This is a genomic window from Lysobacter silvisoli, assembly GCF_003382365.1.
Classification (GTDB): domain Bacteria; phylum Pseudomonadota; class Gammaproteobacteria; order Xanthomonadales; family Xanthomonadaceae; genus Lysobacter; species Lysobacter silvisoli.
On the sequence record NZ_QTSU01000001.1, the window covers coordinates 1,290,855 to 1,312,979 of the forward strand.

Annotated in this window: 13 protein-coding genes; 1 reads left to right on the top strand and 12 read right to left on the bottom strand. The window is 69.5% G+C overall.

Annotated features, from left to right (window positions below; all coding sequences use genetic code 11):
- Nucleotides 1–273 precede the first annotated feature (273 nt).
- Entirely contained in the window at nucleotides 274–3,156 is a 2,883-nt protein-coding gene (locus DX914_RS05685; RefSeq protein WP_115858055.1) for a VIT domain-containing protein, read from the bottom strand.
- A 376-nt stretch (nucleotides 3,157–3,532) separates the two neighbouring features.
- Here DX914_RS05685 and DX914_RS05690 point away from each other — a divergent pair, with 376 nt between their 5' ends.
- Nucleotides 3,533–4,918, top strand: coding sequence for a trypsin-like serine peptidase (locus tag DX914_RS05690; protein WP_115858056.1), 1,386 nt, complete (start codon nucleotides 3,533–3,535; stop codon nucleotides 4,916–4,918).
- Nucleotides 4,919–5,095: 177 nt separating this feature from the next.
- On the opposite strand, the gene DX914_RS05695 is transcribed toward DX914_RS05690, so the two are convergent.
- The 11 genes from DX914_RS05695 to DX914_RS05745 are packed head-to-tail and all read right to left on the bottom strand — an operon-like array spanning nucleotide 5,096 to nucleotide 22,123.
- Complete coding sequence (locus DX914_RS05695; RefSeq protein WP_115858057.1) at nucleotides 5,096–6,478, bottom strand: TfuA-like protein; 1,383 nt, start codon at nucleotides 6,476–6,478, stop codon at nucleotides 5,096–5,098.
- On the bottom strand, nucleotides 6,478–7,800 hold the full coding sequence (locus DX914_RS05700; protein ID WP_158549193.1) for a YcaO-like family protein: 1,323 nt from the start codon (nucleotides 7,798–7,800) through the stop codon (nucleotides 6,478–6,480). Before DX914_RS05700 ends, DX914_RS05695 begins: the two co-directional genes overlap by 1 nt.
- Before the next feature lie 27 nt (nucleotides 7,801–7,827).
- On the bottom strand, nucleotides 7,828–8,526 hold the full coding sequence (locus DX914_RS05705; RefSeq protein WP_115858059.1) for an ABC transporter ATP-binding protein: 699 nt from the start codon (nucleotides 8,524–8,526) through the stop codon (nucleotides 7,828–7,830).
- Between the two features lie 26 nt (nucleotides 8,527–8,552).
- Nucleotides 8,553–9,632 (bottom strand): efflux RND transporter periplasmic adaptor subunit, encoded by a 1,080-nt coding sequence (locus tag DX914_RS05710; RefSeq protein WP_115858060.1) that lies wholly within the window; start codon nucleotides 9,630–9,632, stop codon nucleotides 8,553–8,555.
- On the bottom strand, nucleotides 9,629–10,870 hold the full coding sequence (locus DX914_RS05715) for an ABC transporter permease (RefSeq protein ID WP_147300610.1): 1,242 nt from the start codon (nucleotides 10,868–10,870) through the stop codon (nucleotides 9,629–9,631). The genes DX914_RS05710 and DX914_RS05715 overlap by 4 nt, the downstream gene beginning before the upstream one ends.
- Nucleotides 10,867–12,030: an ABC transporter permease gene (locus DX914_RS05720; protein ID WP_115858062.1), complete on the bottom strand. Its 1,164-nt coding sequence runs from the start codon at nucleotides 12,028–12,030 to the stop codon at nucleotides 10,867–10,869. Before DX914_RS05720 ends, DX914_RS05715 begins: the two co-directional genes overlap by 4 nt.
- Nucleotides 12,027–12,998, bottom strand: coding sequence for a thiopeptide-type bacteriocin biosynthesis protein (locus DX914_RS05725; protein ID WP_115858063.1), 972 nt, complete (start codon nucleotides 12,996–12,998; stop codon nucleotides 12,027–12,029). The genes DX914_RS05720 and DX914_RS05725 overlap by 4 nt, the downstream gene beginning before the upstream one ends.
- On the bottom strand, nucleotides 12,998–14,473 hold the full coding sequence (locus DX914_RS05730; protein WP_115858064.1) for a nitroreductase family protein: 1,476 nt from the start codon (nucleotides 14,471–14,473) through the stop codon (nucleotides 12,998–13,000). The genes DX914_RS05725 and DX914_RS05730 overlap by 1 nt, the downstream gene beginning before the upstream one ends.
- Nucleotides 14,470–16,467, bottom strand: a complete 1,998-nt coding sequence (locus DX914_RS05735; protein ID WP_115858065.1) for a TOMM precursor leader peptide-binding protein — start codon at nucleotides 16,465–16,467, stop codon at nucleotides 14,470–14,472. The genes DX914_RS05730 and DX914_RS05735 overlap by 4 nt, the downstream gene beginning before the upstream one ends.
- On the bottom strand, nucleotides 16,464–18,275 hold the full coding sequence (locus DX914_RS05740; RefSeq protein ID WP_115858066.1) for a hypothetical protein: 1,812 nt from the start codon (nucleotides 18,273–18,275) through the stop codon (nucleotides 16,464–16,466). Before DX914_RS05740 ends, DX914_RS05735 begins: the two co-directional genes overlap by 4 nt.
- On the bottom strand, nucleotides 18,272–22,123 hold the full coding sequence (locus DX914_RS05745) for a lantibiotic dehydratase (protein ID WP_115858067.1): 3,852 nt from the start codon (nucleotides 22,121–22,123) through the stop codon (nucleotides 18,272–18,274). Before DX914_RS05745 ends, DX914_RS05740 begins: the two co-directional genes overlap by 4 nt.
- Between the last annotated feature and the right edge of the window lie 2 nt (nucleotides 22,124–22,125).

A 22,125-nucleotide genomic window follows, 5' to 3' on the forward strand; every position in this document is an offset into this window, starting at 1 on the left:
CGTGATGCGGATGAACCGGCGATTCTAGCAGGCCGGGGGCCGCGCCGGCTGCGGCCTAGCGCCCGTGCCCTGCCCTGAACGGAGCGCTCGCTGCCACGCCCCAAAAGACCGTCATTCCGGCGAACGCCGGAACCCATCTTGATCTTGGCGCTTGCAGCGGCGGCCGGTGGTTCGGCACGGAGCGAACGCAAAATGGGTTCCGGTTTTCGCCGGAATGACGCGGAGGGGCATCGCCCTGCCCGACCGGCCCCATCGGACCGGCCGGCGGCGCGCTCACTTCACCTCGAACTCGCCCACGAACACCGTCTCCGAGCGCTCCTTCAGCCGCAGCGTTACGCGCTGGTCGCGCTGGTTCGGGGTGCCGAAGCCGGTGCTCAGCCACAGCTGCAAGGTGGTGGCGCCGGTGACCAGTTGCTGGCGGTCGCCGAAGAAGTTGGCCTCGACCTTGTACTTGCCCGGCTTGGCCTGGCGCAGCATGAACTCTTCCGGCCCGTAGCCGCCGGTGAAGTCGTCGGAGATACGCCCGCCCTGATAGGTGAGCTTGTGCTGGTAGAAGCAGCGCTCGCCGTTGGGGTCGGTGACCCACAGGTCCATGTCGGAGTTGTCGCTGTCCCAGCTCAGCACCGCGCGCAGGTCCAGCGGCAGGTTGCGCAGCAGGCGCGGGTCGATGGCGGCGGTGTCGAGTCGGCCGCCGGCGCCGGCCGCGATCGCATTGAGCTCGTGCAGGGCGATCAGGGCCACGCCTTCGAAGCGCGCGTCCCAGGGCCGCGCGACCACTTCGTACAGCGAGCCGATCGCGGCCTGCGGCTGCCCGGCGGCGGCCTGGGCCAGGCCCAGATCGCGGAAGCTCTGCGGCTCCTGCTCGCCCAGGCGCGCGACCCGCTCGAACAGCGGTAGCGCCAGCGCCGGTTCGTCGGCCTGCAGCAGGCGGTAGCCGAGCACGCGCAGCACGTGGCGGTTCTCCAGGTCCAGCTCAGCCAGGTTCGACAGCACCCGCAGCGCCAGCGCGCGCTGGCCCTTTTCCAGCAGCACGTCGGCCACGTCCAGGTAGAAGGCGGTGCTGGACGCGTAACCGTCGCGTTCGTCCAGGTAGATGGCGTAGGCCTGTTCGGGCGTGGCCGCGCGCAGGCGCCGGGCGTAGGGCGAGTCGGGCTGCCAGGGCTGCAGGGCGATGCGGGCGCCGATGCCCGCGTTGCCGGGGGCGCCGCCGGCGACGTCGTCGGCGCGCAGCCGCGAACCGGTCACTTCCACGCGCTCCAGAGCCGGACTGTCCACAGGTGAGGGCTCGTCGAATACGACCGGCGGTTCCGCCGGCGGCGGCGCCATGGCGGCCGGGGCCGGCGCATAGAGCACCCCATCCGGTCCCTGCGCACGCGCTTCGGCCTTCAGATGCTCCGGCTCCGGCGGCCGGCCTTTGGGCCAGGTCTTGGCCCACCACTGCTGCTCATCGGCGAAGGCCGCGGCGATCCGGTCCAGGTGCGCGCGGCGATCGTGCTCGCGCTGCCGGCCGCGCTCGGCCAGCAGGCGTTCGTACTGGCCGCGGTACTCGGCCGGCGGCACGATCTCGTGCTGCACGTAGTCCTCGATGGCTTCCAGCACCAGCAGCGAGGTTTCCGGCGTGACCAGGGCGAAGTCGCGGCTCAGGCGCGCGATCTGGGCGCGGTGCAGCTCCGGCTCGGCGCCGAGCTCGCCCACGCGGTAGCCCGCCCACAGGCGCGCGGCGTAGGCGCTGACGGGGGTATCGGCCTCCAGCTTCAGCTGCAGCGGCGCGCGATCGGACAGGTGCAGGGTGATCCGCGCCTGCGGCGAAGTCAGGCGGCCGGCGATGCGCAGCACGCCGTCCTGCGGGTACGGCGAGGCGGCGACCAGATCGGTGGCGCCGTCGCCGTCGAGTTCGTCCAGCCGCGTCGGCGCGGCCAGCAGCGCTTGCGCGGCGGCTTCGCGTTCGGCCGCATTGCGCCAGCTCAGCAAGCGGCCGCCATGCGCCTGCGCCAATGCGGCCAGACGCTGGCTGTCGGCGGCATCGCCGGCGCCGTTGATCGCGTACAGGCGCTGCACCCGCTGCAGTGTCGGAAAACGGCGCTGGCCGTAATTGAACAAGCCGTCGCTGACCAGCAGGTATTCCTGCACCTGCAAAGACGGGGTCCAGCCGCCGGGATCGGTGGCGCCGTCGTAGACCGTAGCCTTGAGCGCCGCGCGCAGTTCGCGCCAATCGCCGCCGCGCACCTGGAAGCTTTGCGCTTCCTCGGCGCGATCGCGCAAGCGGGTCAGGCGCACTTCGGCGTCGCCCAATGCGGCGAAGTAACGCTCCAGCAAGGCCAACTCGCCGGCATGGTCGCGTTTGCGGCCCGAGGCCGAGCTGTCCCACAGCAGGCCGACCACCTTGGGCAGCGCGCGCTGTGCCTGCGCCGCGGCCACCGGCACTTCGGCCACGAAGTAGCGCTGGCCGTCGTAGGCCTGGGTATAGGCCTGGGCGCCGCGTGCGGCCGGCAACAGCAGGCTCACGCCGCCCGCGGCCACGCGCTCGGCCGGCAGCTGCGCGCGGTAGCCGTCGCGCTCGCGCACGAAGTCCACCGCACCGAAACCGGTCTGCGCGCGCGGCGCACCGCCGGCGCGGTTGAGCACGCGCAGATCCACCGTAGGCAGGCCGCGCGCATACGCCAGCGGCAGGTGCAGGCGCCGGCCCTGGCCATCGGGCTGCAGCGCTTCGACATAACTCAGGCGCACGCGCCGCGTGCCCTGCGCCGGGATCGGGTAGACGCGCAGGCGGAAGTGGTTGCCCTCGGTGCGTTCCAGCAGCGCGGGATCGACGTTGCGGCGTTCGATCGCCTCGAACACCGCCTGCCCCTGCGCCTTGGGCACCGGCACCGCGTCGCGCAGGCGGCCGTCGATGTCCAGGGCGAAGGCGCTGATCTGCTGGCCGTCGGCCAAGGGGAACTGCAGGTTGCCTTCCAGCGGCCGCGCGTTGGGGTTACGGAACACCAACTCCACCGTGGTCTGGGCCAGGCCGCCGTTGATCTCCACTTCGACCTGGGCCGACTGCAAGGCGATCGGCCGTTCGGCGCCGTCGGCGCGCATCAGCGGCGGCGCGGTCAGCGGACCGGTCACCTGCGCGGCGGCCGCGCCGCTCAGGCCCAACAGCAGGCAGATGGACATCAGATAGGAACGCACCGGTCACCCCGTTTCGGTTTGCGGCGGCCGCGGCGGCCGCCTTGTCTGTCTGGTTCAACGCCCGAATCCCGCGTTCGGGGTTGCGCGCACGGCCGCGCATGCGCGGCGGCAGCGGCCACCTTAGCGAAGGATTGCGGCGCCGCGTGCGCGGCGCGCGGCCGCGGTTCCCTCCTCCTTAATGGCGCTTGCGGGCACGCTTGAGTTGTCGAATCGGAAAATGTGATGAATTCGACCATTTATGAGCATTTACCCCCTGCCAGAGCGGCTTCCGACCCTTCCGGCCGCGCGCATGATCGCCGACAGCCCGTGCCGCGCCGCGGGCCCACCGCACTCAACCACGACCCCTGGGGAGCCACACGCAATGACACGTAAAGGCATGCTTCGCACCACCCTGCTGCTAGGTATTTCCTGCGCCGTCGGCACGGTTTCTGCCGCGGAAATGTCGTCCGCGCCGGTGACCGCACGGCCCATGGCCAGCGCCCTGGGCGGCGCCGATTTCGCCACCGGCGGCAAAGTCCGCGCGCAGCGCGCGGTCGACCTGGGCCTGCCCGATGCGGCCAGCCTGGCCGCGGTGCGCACCCGCCGCGCCGACCAATACAAGCACGGCCAGCCGCTGGAAATCGGCTTCGCCCGCAACGTGGCGCGCAGCAAGGTCGACCTGACCACGCTGGACTGGGAAGCCCTGCCCGACGGTTCGCACGGCGCCCGCTTCACCCTGAGTTCGACCCACGCCGTGGCCCTGCGCGCGGGCCTGGTCCTGCGCCCGGCGCGCAAGTCCGGCGGCGATCCGGCGGCGGTGACCCTGCGCTTCGCCGGCAACGACGGCCGCGTGTTCACCGACAACGGCCGCAGCTACAGCGGCGATGAAGCCGGCTGGTCGCCGACCGTGGCGGGCGACACCCTGACCGTGGAAATCGTGCTCGCCCCCGGCCAGCGCCCGGACGGCTTCAGCCTGAGCGTGCCGCAGCTCTCGCACCTGGACGTGGACCCGGCCTCGAACACCCGCGACCTGTCCAAGGCCAGCGGCATCGGCGCCAGCGGCGCCTGCGAGAAGGACATCGTCTGCCGGGTCAATCCGACCGCGGGCTTCCTGGCCGCGAGCAAGGCCGTGGCGCGCATGGTCTACACGTCCAAGGGCAAGTCCTACCTGTGCACGGGCACCCTGCTCAACAACAACAATTCGCCCAAGCGCCAGCTGTTCTGGACCGCCGCGCATTGCATCAGCACGCAGAAGGTCGCCGACACCCTGCAGACGTACTGGTTCTTCGACGCCACCGCCTGCAATAACGACACCGCCAACCCGGGCGCGGTCACCCTGACCGGCGGCGCCTATCTGCGCCATGCCAACACCACCCGCGACACCGCGCTGCTGGAGCTCAAGACCGCTCCGCCGACCGGCGCGTTCTACGCGGCCTGGAACAGCAGCGCCATCGCCGCCACCGGCACCGCGATCGAGGGTATCCACCACCCCGCCGGCGATCTGAAGAAGTACTCGCTGGGTTCGGTGACCAGCCTGTCCTACACCCTGGACGGCAAGTCGCCGCTGACCCGCGTGGTCTGGAACACCGGCGTGACCGAGGGTGGCTCCTCGGGCTCGGCGTTGTTCACCATCGCCGGCAGCGGCGACTACCAGCTGCGCGGCGGCCTGTACGGCGGCACCTCGTTCTGCTCGGCGCCCAGCGATCCGGACGGCTACTCGCAGCTCAGCGGCGTGTGGTCGAGCATCTCGACCTACTTCGGCCCGTAAGCTCCACCGCCGCCGCTCCCACCGGAGCGGCGGCTTCCGCTTTAGGGTAGGAGCGGCGTGAGCCGCGACCCGGCCGCTCTGCGCGTGGGCCCAGCCATGCCCATCGAAGTCCGCCTGCTGTGGGAGCGGCGTAAGCCTCGATCTACTCCAGACCTGGATCCCCCGCCCAGCCTAAGCTCAATGCATCGGCTCGCCCGATGCCGCAGCGCCTTCCTCGATGCCCTGCGCCAGCAAATACTCCCCCAGCACATGGGTCACGAAGCCCGACAGGCCCTGAAACCCCAGCGCCTGCGCGTGGGTCTCCGGATCGGGCAGCATCGGACCGTAGCGATGTTCGTACCAGCGCTGCAGGTCCGGGTAACCGATACCGAAATCTTCGGCGGACAGTTGCTTGAGCCAGGTCTCGCCATAGCGCTGGCGAATCGCGGCGACGTTGGCGACGGCGTCGGCGTAGCGTCCGTTGGCTTTCAAGGCGGCCAGCAGATAGGCATCCACGCCGGCCATGGCCTGCAAGGACAGCTGCTGCACGCGCGCGTCCATCTGCAACAGCGCCAGCCAATCCGCATCGCTCAACCCCTGCTGCGCGCGCCAGGCGCGCAGATCCTCGCTGCTGCGCAGGCCGTTCTTGGCTGCGATCCGGAACACGGCCGCCTTCAGGTCCTGGGCGCCGGGCGGCGCCGCCGCGCGGCTCTCCCGGGCGATCTTCATCAGTAGCGCCTCGCGCAGCAGCGCGTCGCGCAGCGGCGAGGCCGCGCGCGCGTGCTCGACCACTTCGGCATCGATCGGCGCGCTGGACAGCGCCGCCTGCAGCGACTCGCTGGCCACGCGCGCTTCCTGCGACTGGGTCAGGTCGCGCCACAGGCCGGTTTGCTCCAGCACGAAGCCGGGCTCGCGCGGCTCGTCCGCGCCATCCTCCAGCGCCGCCAGATGCCGCAGCAGCGCGACGGCATCCTGGGCCTTGGCGTCGGGTTCGGCGGCGACGTCGCGCAGCGCCGCCAGCACGTCCTCGCCCAGGCCGAGGCCCAATGCATAAGCATAGGTGTCGGCCCAACTGCGCACGTTGTAATGCTGCGACTTGGCGTAGGCGCACAGCCGGTCGTGCTGCTCGGCCGAGATACGGCCCGCTTGACGCAACCCGTCCAGACCGAAGCGCAGGCTGACCATGGCCGTGGACAGGGAGCGATAGCCCTCTTCCTGGGTGGCGTGCGCCACCGCGACCTCGTCGTCGTCCTCGATGACCAGATCGCGATAGGCCTCGAACACCCGGCCCAGGCCGCGCATGCCGAAGCCGTGCAGCTCCGCCGCGCGCAAGGCGCCCATGCTGGAGGCGCCATAGACCGCGATCCCCTGTTCGATCGCGTACAGGATTTCCTTGTGCCAGACCGCGGGCACCTGTTCGAAGAAACCGTCGACGATCGCCACCCGGTCGCCTCGGCGCGCGCGGGTCCGCACCAGGGTGTAGAGATCGCCCATGGCGATGGGATCCAGGTACTCCGCCGGCAGGATCCGCTCGGCCTGGTCGCGCGGCAAGGATGGGCCCAGATAGACGTAGGTGGCCATCAGCGCGGCGCTCCACCGCGGGCGAGCCGGTCGCGCTGCGGCACCCGAATCGCGCGGCCGTGCGACAGGGCGCCGGCCAGGCCCGGCACCACCATGCGCACCACCGACACGCCGATCTCCGGTTTGCGTAGGTCCACGGCCACCGCGTTGTCGATGCCGGCCGCGCGCAGGGTGTCGAGCAGGTAGCGGATGTCGCCGTTGAAGCTCGAGGTCGCCAGGTTGCGCCGCTCGCGGAAGTCCAGGCTGGCCGGCGAGCGCGCCCAGGCCTCGCGATAGCTCTTGAGCGCGTTGGGATTGCCGCCTGAACGGTACTGCCCGGGCGCGATGTCGTCGCGCGAGCCGCTGATGTAGGTCAGGCGGCTCTGCACCGCCTCGGTCACCGCGCGCAGCATGGCGATGCCGGGGTTGAGATGGCAGCCGTAGCCGTTGAAATGCGGCAGCGTGCGCCAGCGCAACGCATCGTCGGCATCGACGATGGAGCAGCCGTACACGGGGATGCCCAGGTCCGAGGTCAGGTCGAAGGCGGCGACCGATACGCCGGCGGCATCGAGCTTGTCGATCACCGCGCGGCAGTCCGCGTCGTCGATGGTCTCGATGCGCACGCGGCGCGCGCTGTCGAAGCTGCGCATCGCCTCGCCCGCGTAGTGGATCGCGTCGCGCTCGATGAGCTCCTTGAGCGCGTGGACGATCGCTTCCAGCACTTCGTTGCCGCCAGCCAGGCCGTTGCTGGACTGCATGAACGTGGTCGCCGAGCCGCGTTGGCCGCTGCCGACGTAGTTGGTGCTCACGCTCTCCAGCGGCAGCCAGCAGGGCCCGTCCTGCAGCAGATCGTAGCCCTCGACCCAGGCGATGGGCTGGTCCGCGCGCGGCGGGCTGTCCTCGTAGTGGCTGAGCCGCTGGTATTGCACAATCGGCGCCTTGCGCCCGAACGACCAGGGCGAATCCACGCGTACGGGCCGCTCGATGTGCTCCGCGTGCCAGCACTCCACCGACTCCATCAGCGCCGAGGCCTGCGCCGCGGCATGGGTCAGGCCCTTGCCTTGCGAAGTGGCCAGGCCGCGGGAATTGGGCCGGATCGCGACCCACACCGGCACCCCCACCACGTCCAGCCCGGTCACATTGGCCAGCCGGGTCAGGCCGATCCGCGGCGCCAGCGCCCGCAAGCGCCGCACCGTGTCCTGCGGATCGCAGGCGCGCTGGGTGCCATCCCAGAACGACTTCGCCAAGCTCAGGTCTTGGCCGAACACGCGGATCGGCGCGGCCGCCGGCGCGCCAGCGTTCGAGACCTCGGGCGCGGTCGCCGACGGCGCGGCTGCGTGCATGCGCGGCTCCATGCGTCTGCGCCGGCCTCAGGCCGCGGCCAGGGCCATGTCGACGAAGCGGCCCTTGTCCAACTGCATGCCCAGCGTGGCGTAGCCGGCCGCGCGCTGGTCGTGGGTGACCATGACCACGGTCTTGCCGAGTTCGCGGTTGAGATCGCGCAGCAGGTCCAGCACTTCGCTGGCGACCGCACGGTCCAGGTTGCCGGTGGGCTCGTCGCACAGCAGCACCGGGGCGTCGCCGACGATCGCGCGGGCGATGGCCACGCGCTGCTGCTCGCCGCCCGAGAGCTGGCTGGGCATGTGCCGGGCGCGATGGGACAGGCCGACCAGATCCAGCGCCGAGGCCACCCGGCGCTTGCGCTCGCCGGCGGCCATGCGCACCAGCGACAGCGGCAGCGACACGTTCTGCTCGGCGCTGAGCATCGGCAGCAGGTTGTAGGACTGGAAGATGAAGCCGACGTTGCGCGCGCGCCATTCCGACATGGCCGCCTGCGGCATGTCGTCGATGCGCTTGCCGCCGAACAGGATCTGCCCGGAGCTGGGCCGGTCCACGCCCGCGAGCAGATTGAGCAAGGTGGTCTTGCCCGAGCCGGACGGCCCCATCAAAGCCAGGAACAGGCCCTGCGGAATGTCCATGTTCAGCTCGTCGAAGATCGCGGTCGACTCGGCGCCCCGCTGGTAGACCTTGGAAACGGAAACCAGCTTGAATCCAGTGTTGTTGCCCATGACTCCCCCCGAAACCGATCGTTCGACTAGATGAAATTGACGTTGGCGCGCATGCCCGGCAGGACCCGCGGGTCCTTGCCGACGATCACGATCTGCACCTGCAGCGTGCCCTTGGCCCGATCCGCGCTGGGCACGATGCGCTGCACCTTGCCCTGCATCTGGGTCTGCTCGTCCGAGTACAGGCGGAAGGTCACCGACTGGCCGACCTTGACGTTCTGAATCTGCTGTTCGCCCACGTCGACCACCAGGATCAGCGAATCCATGTCGACGATGGTGCAGATGCCGGTGCGGGTGAAGCTGCCGCCCGCGCTCATCGGCGCCACCAGCTCGCCAACCTGCGAATTGCGCTCGACCACGATGCCGGAGAACGGCGCGCGGATGGTGTAGTTGCCCAGCAGGCTGCGCTGCTGGCGCACCCGCACCTCGCCCAGGTCGAGCTCGGCGACGGTGCTGGCCAGCGAGGTGCTGGCGACGATGCTGGCGGCCTTCTTCTCGTCCACGCGCGCGCGCGAGGTGTAGTGGCTCTTTTCCAGTTCCAGCTCGCGCCGGTACTCGCTCTCGGCCTGGTCCTTGCGCGCCTGTTCGCGCGCGACCATGGAGCGCAGCGAAAACAGTTCCTTCTCGGCCAGTTGCAGGTCTTTTTCGGCCAGGTCGGAATTGAGCACGCCCACGACCTGGCCGCGCTCGACGTAGTCGCCCACGTCCACCGGCACCTCGGTGACGATGCCGGCGACGCGGGTGGACACGGTGGCCTGGCGCCGGGCGACGACGAAGCCCTGTGCCTGCAGCACCACGTTGGCCTCGCCGATCGCCGCGGCGGCGCCAGCTTGGGCCCGCGGCGAACCGCCGGCGGCGCCGGCCGCACCCACCGCGCTAGCGGCGGCAGCGGCACCGCCCGCCGTGTCATCGCCGCGGCCGACCATGAAGTAGGCGAAGACCAGCGTCTGCGCCACCAGCAGGCCGGCCAGGCCCAGCACCCAGCCGGACGGACGCTTGCCGCGCGCCGGCGCCGGCTCGTCGCGCACCAGCGACAGCCCCCTGATTTTTTCGATCCGCGCTTTGGCGGCGCTGTTCATCTCTTCCATGTCGGACTCGGCTGTGCTCATGCGCTGCGGCTCGCGGGCGTCTTGCGGTAGCTGGGAATCGCCAGGCTGGAGAAGGCGCCGCCGATCAGGCCCACCGTGATGGCCAAGCCCAGGGCGTTCAACAGCACGCTCCAGTCGACCTTCATGGTGTACTCGACGGTGGCGTAGTACTTGCCGACGATGGTGGCCGCGCGACCGTCGACGAACAGGTACATGAGCAAGGTGCCCAGCAAGGCGCCGGTGACCGTCAGCAGCAGGGTTTCCAGCAGCACCGCCAGGCGGATCGCCGCCGGCGCGAAGCCCAGCATCATCAGCACGCTCAGGTTGCGCTTGCGCCCTTCGATGACCATGAGCATGGTGTTGAGCACGCCGGCGAAGGTGCCGATGGTCAGCACGAAGGCCAGCGGCCAGCCCAGGTACATGATGACGTTGCTGGTGTCCTCGACCTGGTCGCGGTACAGGTCGCGCTGGGTCAGCACGTCGACCTGGAAGCGCGGGTCGGCCTCGACGAAGCTGCGCAGGCCGTCCAGGGTCGCGCCCGGCTCCAGCCAGGCGTACAGCGACTGGTATTGGTTGTGGCGGTCGAACGCGGTCTGCACCGATTGCACGTCCGCGTAGTACTCGCTCTCCAGCAGGCTGTTGGACATGGTGAACACGCCCACCACCGTCCAGGTCTTGCCGCTGAGCACGATCTTGTTGCCCAGCTCCAGGCCGCTGACCCGCTCGGCCAGCTTGCGGCCCACGATCATTTCGTAGACGCCGGGGCGGAACACCCGCCCTTCGACCAGCTTGAAGCCCTGGCGCTCGCGCAGCAGCAAGCCTTCGGGACGCATGCCGCGCAAGGTCGAGTTGATGCGCTTGGCGAAGCCCTTGGCGCGGCGGCTGACCGAGACCACGACCTCAGGCGAGACCTTGGAGGTCGTGCTGAGCATGGACAAGCCGGGAGCGCGTTCCAGCAGCACCGCCTCGGCCGGATCGATGTCGCTTTCGATCTCGATCGGCGCCTGCCGCCCGAGCATGACCGCCATGCGGTCCGAGCCGGCGCTGTCGCCGGCGGCGTAGAAGCCGCGCGACATGGCCAGGAACGAGCACAGCACGATCACCGACAGCATCACGCAGCCGATGGTGGTGGCGCTGGCCCAGCGTGCGCGCAGCGCGTTGCCGATGGCCACCGGGATCAGCGCCGCGAACTGCGACAGCGTGCCCACGTGTTCGGCGCTCACCGGGCCGCTGCCCGCGGAGGGTTGGGATGGGCTCATATCGCTTCCTCCGCCATGGCTTCGACCGGCTTGGTTCGCAATGCGATGTACGCGGGAATCGCCGCGGCGATCAGGCTCAGCACGATGCCGATGACCAGGGCCTGGCCCATGACCGGAACCGGCAGATACAGATGCGGCAGGATCTCGGGGTAGCGCGAGGTCACCGCCCAGTTGAAGGCGAAGGCGACGAGCATGCCCAGCGCCGCGCCGGCCAGGACCACCATCATGGTCTGGCCGACCACAATGCGCAGGATGCGGGCGTTGGAGTAACCGATCACGCGCATGATGCCCAGGTCGCGCCGGCGCTGGCGCACGCCCAGCGCCATGCCGCTGCTGACCATCAGCATCAGGGCGCAGAAGGTCACCACGACCACCATCTCGATCATCGACACGATGTCGCCGAACTGTGCGAAGAACTCGTTGTGGAACACCTGGTCGGAGCTGGTGTACGAAGGCCAGGCGCTGGTCTCCAGCGCGGTGTCGATGCGCTGCGAGGCGTCGTCGGCGGTGACGTGCGGCTTGAGCGTGATCACGAAGCTGCCGACGGTGTCCTTCCAGATGTCGCGGTTCTCGTTGAGGAAGTCGTAGTGGGTGACCGCGAAGTTGCGGCTGCCCGCGCCCTTGGTCGAATCGAAGATGCCGGCCACGATGTGATTCCAGGCGCGCTCGCCATGCGGCGGCCGGAACAGCAGGCTCTGCAGCGGAATCGAGTCGCCCTTCTTCCAGCCGAACTTGTCGGCGATGTCGGCGCTGACCAGGATCGCGCGCTTGTCGGTGAGGAAGGTCTTGCGGGTGTCGGCGTCCATGACCATGTCGGGATGGGTGTCCAGCCAGGTCTGCGGCTCCACCGCGAAGCTCATGAACATGTTCGACTGTTCGCGGTAGTACAGGCCGATCCAGGTCGCGTAACTGATCGTCTCCAGCCCCTCGACCTTGCGGATGGTGTCGATCGACGACAGCGGCAGCACCTGCATCGCGCCGGCGTCGCTCATCGCCATCAGCCGGCGCGAGGCGATGGAGTTGTCGCCGCCGTTCATGGAATAGCGCAAGGCGCCGAGGATGCCGAAAGTGCAAAACGCCAGGGCGACGGCCGCGGTCAGCAACAGCGAGCGCAGCTTGAAAAACCTGTGGTACCGCCAGATGAGGTTCAACTCGTTCATGCCACCGTGTCCTGTTGCTGCAAAGCGTTAGCGGCACCGCCGAGGATGCGCGCCAGTAGTAGCTCACCTGCCGCCGGCAGGCCCAGGCGGTTGTTCAACATGTGCATCTGCGAGCCGACGATGCCGAGCACGGCGTTGCGGCACATCGCATCGCCGACGGTCGCGCGGCCGTCGTAGGGCGCCAGCAGCCGCCCTTGCGCATGCAATTCCCTCAGGTGCAGCGCCAGCTTCTGCACGCCGCGTGCCCAGACCGCATGCGCGCTGCGGCTGTCCCAGCCCGCCGCCGCTTCCCGCTCCAGGCGCAGCAACAGTTGCAGTTGTTCATCGCTGGCGCGCGGCGCGTCCGCTTCCAGCGCCTCGCGGCCGACCATCGGCGTCCACAGCGCGCCATAGCGCTCGAAATAGCCGCCCAGCGCCGCCAGATCTTCGCCGCAGGCCAGCACCGCCGCGGCCATCAGCGCGAAGGCCGCCGACAGGCGCGCGCTGCGGCTGCCTTGCGTGGCCTTACACAGGCTCAGCGCCAGCCGCGAGGACAGCTCGAACAGCCCCTCGTTGGCGGCCATGGCCTGCTCGCCGCCGTAGCGCAGCCATTCGGGCTCGTAGGCGATGGCCGCCACGGTGCCCTCGGCGTACCAGGGCAGGTCCTCCGGCGCCACCGGGCGGCCGTCGAAGGCGTGTCCGCGGTAGTACTCCTCGCGTGTGGGGGGCCGGGCCGACAGATAAGGCTCGACGCCCTCGGCCAGCACCGCCCGGGCCGCGGCCTCGTCGGCCGCGATCGGGCCGGCCAGACGCACGCGCAGGTGCGGCCCGCCTTCCCAGTAGCGGATGAAGAACCATTGCCGCAGCGCACCGTCGGCGCTCCAGCGCTGGATCGCCGGCGCCAGGCGCTCGTGCAGATAGCGCTCGCTGGCGACCGGGTCGGACAGGAACACATGCAGCGAGAGCCAATCGCGCGGCGCGGCGTCCATCAGCACAGCTCCATGGTCGGATTGGCCGAGCGCGAGTGCCCGCACAGCACCAGGTAGACGGCCTGGCCGCGTAGCGCGAGCTCGGACTCCAGCCGGGCCTCGCGCATCATCTTGGTCGGCCGCGCATACAGGTCGTGGGCGGCGGCGGCCAGCGAAAAATCCTGCGCCGTCGCTCCGGCGGCCAGGTGGATCTCGCGCAGCGCGGCATCGCCCAGCCGTTCCATCGCCGCGCGCACGTCGGCCTGCACGATCAGCACCGCCGTCAAGGTGGCGAAGTTGTACTTGGTGTTGGCGTACGGAAGCATGCGCACCACCGCTTCGCGCAGGTCGCCGCGCCAGGCTTGCGGCGCCGGCGCGTCGGCATCGATGTCGAGGACGCCCGGCGGCCGACCCGGCTCCTGCCCCAGCCACAGCAGGGAATGGGCCAGCTCAGCGGCCGCGGCGCTGGACGGACGCCTGCGGCGGATGGCGCTCCAGGTCGCGATCACCGAAGCGCAGGTGCCGGCGGGCACTTGGGTCAGCACCGAGGACGCCAGGCCGCGATCGTTGCCGGAACTGCGCCGGCGCATCACGCCCAGCACCCCGCGCCCGCCGACGTCGCCGCGGCGCGCCGCACTCAAGCCCGGGACGGCCGACGCGGCCACGCGCGCGGGTGTGGCGCCACGGTCGAAGCTGCGCTGGAACAGCCGCAGCCGCGGGAATCGCTGCTCCATCTCCGGGTAGGGCCGCGGCGCGCTGAGACGGGGGTGTTCGGCCGGCAAGTCTTCGGGCTCGAAGCCCGGGCGCAAGCCGATGGCATACAGCGGAATTTCGAACGGCTGCGAGCACAAGGGCCGGCCGGTCTCGCGATCCGGATCGGCGGTTTCGTCGATGCCGAGCAGTTGGGCCAGATGCTGGGCTTGCGCCTGCGCATGACCCGCCTCGAGCACGCAGGGCACATGCGCGAACTCGCCGTACTCCTCGGCGTAGCGCCAGGCCCGGCCCACGCACACCAGCGCCGCGGTCCCCTCGCCCATCGCCCCCGCGGCCAGCGGCGGCAGCGCTTGCAGGCCATGGAACTCGGGCACGTAGGCATGCACCTGCGTGGTTCCGCCGCGGCTGCGCAGCAGGTAGTACTTGAGCGGATAGCGGCCGCGCGAGGACGGCACGGCCTTGTGGATCGCCGACTCGCTGTAGGGCTCGTAGCGCAGCGGAGCGGCCAGATAGCGGAAGAACAGCGACCAGCGGACCGGCTCGTCCAGCGCCGGCATGCCCGCGCGCGAGCCCGACAGCCACGCATCCAGGTCGCACAGCTCGCGCGGCAGGCCGGCCGAGGGCAGCAGGCGCAGGCTCGCCGGTTCGACCGCGCTGGCCTGGCGCCGCAACGCTTTCTTGCCCTCGGCGAAGGCCGGCACGATCAGGCGCTCCAAGCGCTGGTGGCCCGAGAGCAACCAGGCTTCCAGCTGATCCGCGCGTGCCGGGTCGGGAGCGGTCATGGGAAGTTGTGCGGATAGGGGTTGACGTTGGCCAGCGTGTACGCCGGGGCGGCGATGCCGCGATGGCGGGCGAACCGGTCCAGGCGGTCGGTGTCGATGCGCCGGTACTGGTGCCCGAAGGTCACCGGCATCAGGCCCGGCACCAGCACCTTGGCCGCGCTCAACCCCAGTTCGCGCAATTCGGCGAAGGTCTGGTCCACCACGATGATGTCGGTGGCGATCCCCAGCACCTTGGCGCAGTCCTCTTCCAGCTCCCGGGTTAGGTCCAGATGCCGCACGTCGGGCAGGCGCTCGCGGCATTCCTGCAAGGTCCGGACCTCGCCTTGGAGCAGGAACAGCAGCCGCTCCAAGGTTTCGTCCAGGCTGTACAGCAGCACGTGGTCGAACATGTCCTTGACCAGCGCATGGTCTTCGTACATGGCCCGCGCTCGGGCGAAATCCAGGGTCTCGCTCTTGCGGTACACGCCCATCGAGGTGGTGACTTCGGCCAGCGCGGAGAAGATCGTGTCGCTCCAGCGCCCGCCGCAGGCCGAGGCGCAGTAGGACTTGACCTTGGCGTCGCTGGACGGGTCCACGATCATGGCGCCGACCACCGGGATCTGCGCCTCGCTGGTCATGTCGAACAGGTAGACCTCGAAGCCGGCGGCTTCGGAACGGGCGATCAGGGCGGCGCTGTGGCGGTCGTCGATGCTGCGGTTGTCGATCCGCGCCGGCGCGATCCGCGAATACCAGGTCGAGAAATAGGCGTCGCGCTCGATCACTTCGTGCAGCCCGCCCAATACCGCTTCCTCGATGCTGCCGCCCAGCGAGCAGCCGTTGGACGAGTCGTAGATGAAGCGGTTGGCCGGCACGCCCGGCCGGCTCTTGATGTTGTAGTAGCCCAGTTGCTCGGGCACCAGGATGGGCTCGTCGCGACGTAGCGAATGCCCCCAGACCCAGCCGAACTCCAGGTCTTCGGTATAGGTTTCGAAGCGGAACAAGGGGTTCGCGCGCTGCTCGTCGGTGTGCATCACGAACACCGCCGGATCGACCACGCGGTCGCCGTAGCGCGCGACCATCTGCGCGCGGCTGCCGCGCAAGGCGACCATGCCGTCGCGCGGCTCGTTGCCGGCGTAGCGCTCCACGCCTTCCAGCAATGCGATCAGCTCGGAAGTCTGGTAGTTGAAGGCGCGGCCATGGTTGTAATCGGTGGAGCCGCCGCCCGGGAACGGCCGCTCCGAGGTGAACAGCGGCATCAGGTCGGATTGCCAGTTCTGGAACACGTGCTTGATCAGCCCGCAATGGCGATCCAGGAACATCCGCCGCACGCTGCGCAGCGACAGCTTGTCGTTGGGCGGCCGCCGGTCGCTCGGGTCGAGCTTGATCCGCGACTGGAACCGCAGCGCCGCCGGTTGCGACGGCGCCGGCCGGATATCGCAGGCCGGGCACTGGCTGACCTGCATATAGCGGTGCCGCGCGATCTCCAGCGCGTCCACGCGCAGCGTGTAGTAGTGGCCCGGCGGCAATGCGCTGTCCTGCTGGCCCAGGTCCGCGCCGGCCAGCGACGCCATCAGCTCGGCGACGGCGATGCGCGCGGCGGGCGACAGCGGCTTGAACGGCGTGGGACGGCGGCCCGACCGCTCGGCCGTATAGGTCTTGCCGGTGGGGTGATTGGTGCGGATCCATTCCTGCAGGCACTGCAGGCAACGGCCCTGGCCGGGCACGACCACCGGCCCGATCTGCACGGACCCCGGCTCCACGCCGACGAAGAACACCGTGACCCCGGCTTGGACCAGGCGCCGTTGCAGGTCGATCGCCGACAGCAGATCCAGCCTCTGGTCGAACAGCAGCAGGCATTGGCTGCCCGGCTCGGCTTCGAAATGCTCGGCCCGGGCCAGATCGGCGAACGCTTCGACGTTCGCGTCCCACAGGCGCGCCACCGCAGCCGGGCCGCCGAGCACGTCCAGGCAGGCCGGATTGGCGACCACATAGCGACGGCTGCGGTCGCCGCTCATGCCGCACCCGCCGCGGCGGTCAGGCTGGCATGACCGCAATACACGCCGGGCGGTAGTCCCGGTGCGGCGAACAGGTGGAAATCGGCCTGCCGCGGCGCGGCGGCCTGCGCCGCGATCAGGGCCGTGCGCCAGTCCGGCACCTGCGTCGCGGCGGCCGGCTCGGGCAGCGCCAGCGGCGGATCGAAGCGGTCGCCGTGCAGGCCCTGCAATTGGAACAGGCTGCACGCCTTGCCCAGCGCAAGCTCCACCGCGCCCAGCGGGCTGTCGGCGACCGCGCTGCACAACGCGGTGTGCTCGTGCGACACGCGGGCGATGAAGGCGTCGCCGGCCGAATTCCACTGCAAGCGCAGGCCGATGCCGTCGGGCGCATGGAAGCGCAGCAAGGCATGCAGCACGCGCGCCGGGCCGGGCGGCAACTGGGCCAGATCAACCCAGGCCCATTGCTGGGTTCGCGCCATCTCTTCCGAGACCGCGACCGCCTGGGCGAGCGCGAGACGTTTCCATGCGTCCTCTTCGAAGGCGCAGACCGGCGCCGGCAGGTCCGGCTGGAAGCTGTGCGCCAGCGCGGCGACCGCCTGGGACAGGCCGTGGACGACAGCGGCCGCATGCTCCAGGCCCCAGCCCACGACGATGCGCTCGCGCCCGGCTTCGGACGCCGAGCGCACGCGCACCGGGTACTGCATCAACGGAACCTGCTCGATGCGGTCGTCGGCGACCACGCTGAACGGCCCCAGCAAGGGATCCAGCCACGGTTCCAGCGCGAACTTGACCCGCTCGAACGGCAGCAGGGCGCGGCCTTCCGGCATCTGGTACTTGCTGGGGTGCACGAACGGAACCGGTGCGCCCTCGCCTCGCGCGGACGCCACCAGCATGCGGTATTCGACTTCCAGATCCGCCGACACGATCGCGGCCTGACCGCCGGACGCGGCCGCCTCGATGCCGAAGTAGCGGCAGATCGCCGCCTGCGCGACCACACAGCCGAGCAAGGCCTTGGCCACGGAACCCAAGGTGGCCGAGTTCGGATCCGGCGGCGGCAACCAGTGCAGCAAATCCGCAATGCCGGGACGGCCGGCTTGCGACGCCGGCGCCACCCAGGCGCGGCCGTCGACGATCGCGCCGATCGCGCCGGCGATGCCGCGCTCGCGCATCGTCCGCTCGACCTGGGCCGCCCTGGCCGTGATCGCGCCATCGCCGATGTACAGCAGCATGCCGGCCGATTCGATGGGGCTGCCGTCGTCGATCGCCGCACGCAGGGCCAGCCGTGGACCTTGAGCGGACTCGATCTCGTCGCGCAGTTCGTCCCAGCCCGGGGTCGCCGCGCCATCGAACTGCACGCTCAGGTGGCCGCAGCCGCTGTCGGCCAGCGCCCTGACCGCCGACAGCAGCGCCGGTCCGCCTCCGATCACGACCACCTGCGCGTCGCGCCAGCGGCGCAGCGCGGCTTCGACGCCCTGCCCCTGCAGCCGGTCTTCCAGGAACTTGCGCAGTTCGTTGCTCGCGGTATGGGCCACGAGCCGGTCGGCCGACGGTTCCTCGGCCTCCACCGCCAGCAGCATGCCGTGCTCGCTCAGCGAGGCCAGCAACCGGCGGAAGAACTCGGCCAGCTTCGCCGGCGCGCGCTCCAGGATGCTCTCCACCGGATTGCCGGCGTCGATCAGCGCGATCAGCTTTTCGACCAGCGGATAGGCCGATGCGTCCTTCAGGACGAAGGAGCTATCGCCGGCGTCGAACAGGATGCCGTCGGGCACCAGGCCGAAATAGACATGGTTCTTGAGTTTGACGCGGCTACCGGCAACGGTTTGATTCATGGGCTGGAGCTCTCCATAGCGCGGATCCGCTCGACTTTCTGCCTCCAGTCCTGGCCGAACACGCGTTCGACCGAATTCGACAGCACGTGGCAGAGCAGGAATTTCTGGATCGGCGCCACTTCCAGCAGCGGAAGCAGCGCATAGAAGAAGTTGACGTTGATCCGATAGGCCAGGAACGCCGGCTTCTGCAGCGCCTCCTTTCCGGCCTTGGTGTTGATGAACGCATCGCCGATCTCGGAGATCTGCCGTTGTTCGATGCGCTGGAAGAACTCGTCGGGCACGTCCTGGCGCATCTGCGTGGCCATGTCCATGAACTGATCGTTCTGACCGACCAGTTCCTGGTAATGCGACTCGACGATGCGCTTGCTGCGCGCATCGACCTCCGCCAGGGCCCGGACCCAGTCCTCCAGCACCCGGACGAACGGCGCCGGCAGCCCGGTCTCGTCGTAACGACCGGCCACGACCGCGGCCGTGGCGCGGTCCAGCCTGGCCTGGTGTTTGGCATCGACCTGGTCGAAACGCCCGCGCAGGGCGTTGTCGGTGTCGTAGGCGGCGAAGAAGTAGTCGGCGTGCGAGCGCATCGACATGTAGCCTTCTTTCGCCCCGGCCTTGGGCGTGTTGGCGGTGGCCGCCAACATCGAATGCAGGGTGATGAAGAAGGCGTCGCGGTCGGCGTCCTTCAGCCGGTACAGCGCCAGGATCAGCTCGGCGCAGTCGCTGAGCATCAGTTCCTTGCTCTCGGCCACCGCCGGGATCAGCAGGGTCTTGGGCCGAAGGTAAGGCACCGGCGCGACCGTGTTGTCCTTGAGCAAGGGCAGATAGGGCCCGCTGTCGATCTCGAAGGTGCCGATCCACCTCGAGGTCTTCTCGTATTCCTCCGGATCGATCCGCACCTGGCTCGGATGCTCGGCGATCCACCGCTCCACGATCGCCTGGATCGCCGGCAGCACGCGCAGCGCGTAGGACTCCGAATCGCAGCGCAGGACCAGGTCGATGTGCGGGCCGAACTTCCAATGCGGCAGGAAGAACGCCCGCTCGACCCCGAAGTCGCGCTTGGCGGTCTCGATCGCTTCGGCGACCGGGCCCAGAATCAGCGGCCCGCGATCGCCGAAGTAGGCGATACGCAGCGCATGCCAGCGCGCCTCGGGCGCAGGCCGCTCGAGATTGCTGGTCAGCTCGAAATGCAGTTCCGAGACATGGGTTTCACCCTCGACAGAAGAGGCGTGGTCGTCGAAGTCCGGCAACAGCTCCGTCACCATCAGCGACAGGGTGTGGCGCTTGAGCATGTTCTGCAGCAGGCGCACGAACCTGGGGTTGCGCAGATCCACATAGAACGGCTTGAGATCCTTGAAATTGATCTCCTTCATCGCCGAGTAGCGCGAGATCCGCGCGCGCTCGCCGGTACCGGCCAGCAAGGCACGGACGAAGAAGCGCTGCGGCAGGCCATGGGCCTTCTGCCAGTCGCGTATGGCCAGGTAGAAGCGCGCCGCCGGCATCGACGGGTCCGGACAGGTGGAGTACGCCAGGGTCCAGGACCTGCGCGAGATCACCACATTACCCAAGGCGATCCGGGGCGAGTACAGCACGTCGCTGCCGCTGGCTTCCTTGGCCTTGGCCAGCGCGTTGGCGGCCAGGAAACACGGGCCTTCGCTGAACGCCAGCGCGATCGTGCGCTGTACCGCCGGCAGCATCACCGGGGTGAGCAGACCGTGGTACCAGATGTCGATGGCGCGGCCGTCGCGGTCGCGGAACTCCAGGCGATGCTCGGCCGGGACGTACACCAGATGCAGGTCGGCCAGGGCGAGCTTGCCGGTGTGCGGGTAGGACGGCGCGAACGGCGGAACGACCAGCTCCAGGCCCGACATGGCCGGGTGCCGGTTGGCGTTGAAGCCGAACACTCCGCCCAGTTCCGCATGGCGTCCGGATTCGGAGCCCTTGCCCAGGTACGCGCGCAGGCGTGCCATGCCGTCGTCGTCCAGCACTTCGCAGAACCGGGACAGGATGCCGGAGCGCCCGCCGTAGATCTGGTTCAGCACCACGCCGTCGCCGCCGTCGCTCTTGAACGGCTGGACCAGGTAGCTGTAGGACGCGCGCCGGTTGCGCATGCCCGGTGGCAGCATCGACACGATGCCGCGCAGCGCCTCGGGCTCCAGACGGATGTCGCGTCCCTGCCCCAGCTGCTGCCTGAGATGGTCCTCGAACGCGCGCTTGGCGCGGGTCAAGGCCAGCGTGCGCGGCGAACTCGCCGCCACGCCCTCGGCGTCCATCTTGCCCTCCGACACCAGCGGCGCGTAAGCGGCGTCGAACTCCTCGATGAAGCGCTGCACGTCGGTGCACACGCCCTGCTCGCCGAAGCGCGAAACGAAGTAGTCGCACAGGCTGGTGTGGACCAGGTAGTTGGCGTCCACGACCCGGTTGAGCTGCTGGATCAGTTCGAACTCTTCCCGGTACGCGTCGATCGCGCCGATCGACAGGTCCGCGTCGTCGCCGGCGTAATAGCAGTTCTCGTAGTAAGGCGTGCGGTACAGATAGCCGCCTACCCGAGCGCCCGCGGCCGTGGCCAGGTAATAGATCGACGGGTCGATGTCCCGGCTGGCCTGGATCCGGCGCTCGAGATCGTCGCCGCGCATCACCTCCAGGTTCGCGCGCAGGCGCGCGAGCGCCGTGCGGAAGGCGTCGTCGGTGCCGTCGTCCAGCGCGGCCTCGACGCCCGCGATCCACTCCAGGGTGTCGGTCTGCTCGTGCAGGCCCGTGCGCGCGACCAGGTAGCCGATCTCGTACAGCTTCCTCACATAGCCTTCGACGGCCGGCGGCGGCAGCTTGGGCGCGAGCGCGCAGATCCGCGCGACCAGCGCCTGCGCAGGCAGGGAGTCGTCGTCCGATTCCTCCAGCGCATGGCGCACGCAGGCGAGCACCGGATTGGCGTCGAACTTGGCGATGTCCACGCCGGTGCCCCAGATCCGGCCGATGAAGTCCTTGCCCGCGCTGACGGTCTGCAGTTCCAGCTTGCCGTCGGCCTCGCGCACCGTCGGATTGAGCGCCAGCGGGAACGCCTGGGTCGCCTTGGCGTAATCGCGCAGCCAGCTTTCGACGATGTGGCGCATCAGCGCGGCCTTGGCTTCGACCCGCCGTTCGATCCGGTTGGACAGCCGGCTCTCGCTCGCGCCCTCCTCGCCCTGCCAGTGCCCCACCCGGTTCAACGTCAGCGACGACAAGGGGCTGGTCTTGGTCGAGGCGCGGGCGAAGAACTGCAGCAGGGAGTCTTCCAGATTGCGTGCGGTCTTGGCGTCCGTGGGCGCGGCGCCCTCGCCGTAGTGCTTGTGCAGGCGAGTCAGCAGCTTCTCGTTGTTGTAGCTCAGGGCGAGCTGGAGATTCATCGACTCCAGCAGCAGGTGGATGGACTGGGCTCCGTCGGCCAATTCCCGATCGAAAGCCGCGGCGAACGCCTGTTGCGCCGTAGCCAGGGTGGCGTGGACGCCGTCCAGTTCGACGATGCGGGCGTACAGTTCGGCATCGGCGTACTTACCGCCCGCCTCCAGTTCGGAGGCCTTGGCCGGACGGCCGTTGTGCAGGGCGCGACGCAGTTCCAGCACCCGCCGCCGGTCGCCGACGTCGAGTACGCTGGGCACGACCAGCGCCAATCGGTCGCACACGTCGGGGGCCAGCGCAGCCGAACGCTCGCGCAGTTCGGTCAGCTGCGCCCAAGCCCGGTCGGATTCGCCCGTCCAGATCGCGTCCAGCTTGGACGCCGGCTCGCCGGCGACGCGCAGCACGTAGTTCGGGTGCACCCACATGGCGGCGACGCCGGTGTCCGACCCGCCGATTGAGACCACTGCCCTGTCGTCCATGG

Coding starts and splice junctions, on each gene's coding strand:
- DX914_RS05685 (WP_115858055.1), bottom strand. CDS start 3,156: ATGTCCATCTGCCTGCTGTTGGGCCTGAGCGGCGCGGCCGCCGCGCAG.
- DX914_RS05690 (WP_115858056.1), top strand. CDS start 3,533: ATGACACGTAAAGGCATGCTTCGCACCACCCTGCTGCTAGGTATTTCC.
- DX914_RS05695 (WP_115858057.1), bottom strand. CDS start 6,478: ATGGCCACCTACGTCTATCTGGGCCCATCCTTGCCGCGCGACCAGGCC.
- DX914_RS05700 (WP_158549193.1), bottom strand. CDS start 7,800: ATGCACGCAGCCGCGCCGTCGGCGACCGCGCCCGAGGTCTCGAACGCT.
- DX914_RS05705 (WP_115858059.1), bottom strand. CDS start 8,526: ATGGGCAACAACACTGGATTCAAGCTGGTTTCCGTTTCCAAGGTCTAC.
- DX914_RS05710 (WP_115858060.1), bottom strand. CDS start 9,632: ATGAGCACAGCCGAGTCCGACATGGAAGAGATGAACAGCGCCGCCAAA.
- DX914_RS05715 (WP_147300610.1), bottom strand. CDS start 10,870: ATGAGCCCATCCCAACCCTCCGCGGGCAGCGGCCCGGTGAGCGCCGAA.
- DX914_RS05720 (WP_115858062.1), bottom strand. CDS start 12,030: ATGAACGAGTTGAACCTCATCTGGCGGTACCACAGGTTTTTCAAGCTG.
- DX914_RS05725 (WP_115858063.1), bottom strand. CDS start 12,998: ATGGACGCCGCGCCGCGCGATTGGCTCTCGCTGCATGTGTTCCTGTCC.
- DX914_RS05730 (WP_115858064.1), bottom strand. CDS start 14,473: ATGACCGCTCCCGACCCGGCACGCGCGGATCAGCTGGAAGCCTGGTTG.
- DX914_RS05735 (WP_115858065.1), bottom strand. CDS start 16,467: ATGAGCGGCGACCGCAGCCGTCGCTATGTGGTCGCCAATCCGGCCTGC.
- DX914_RS05740 (WP_115858066.1), bottom strand. CDS start 18,275: ATGAATCAAACCGTTGCCGGTAGCCGCGTCAAACTCAAGAACCATGTC.
- DX914_RS05745 (WP_115858067.1), bottom strand. CDS start 22,123: ATGGACGACAGGGCAGTGGTCTCAATCGGCGGGTCGGACACCGGCGTC.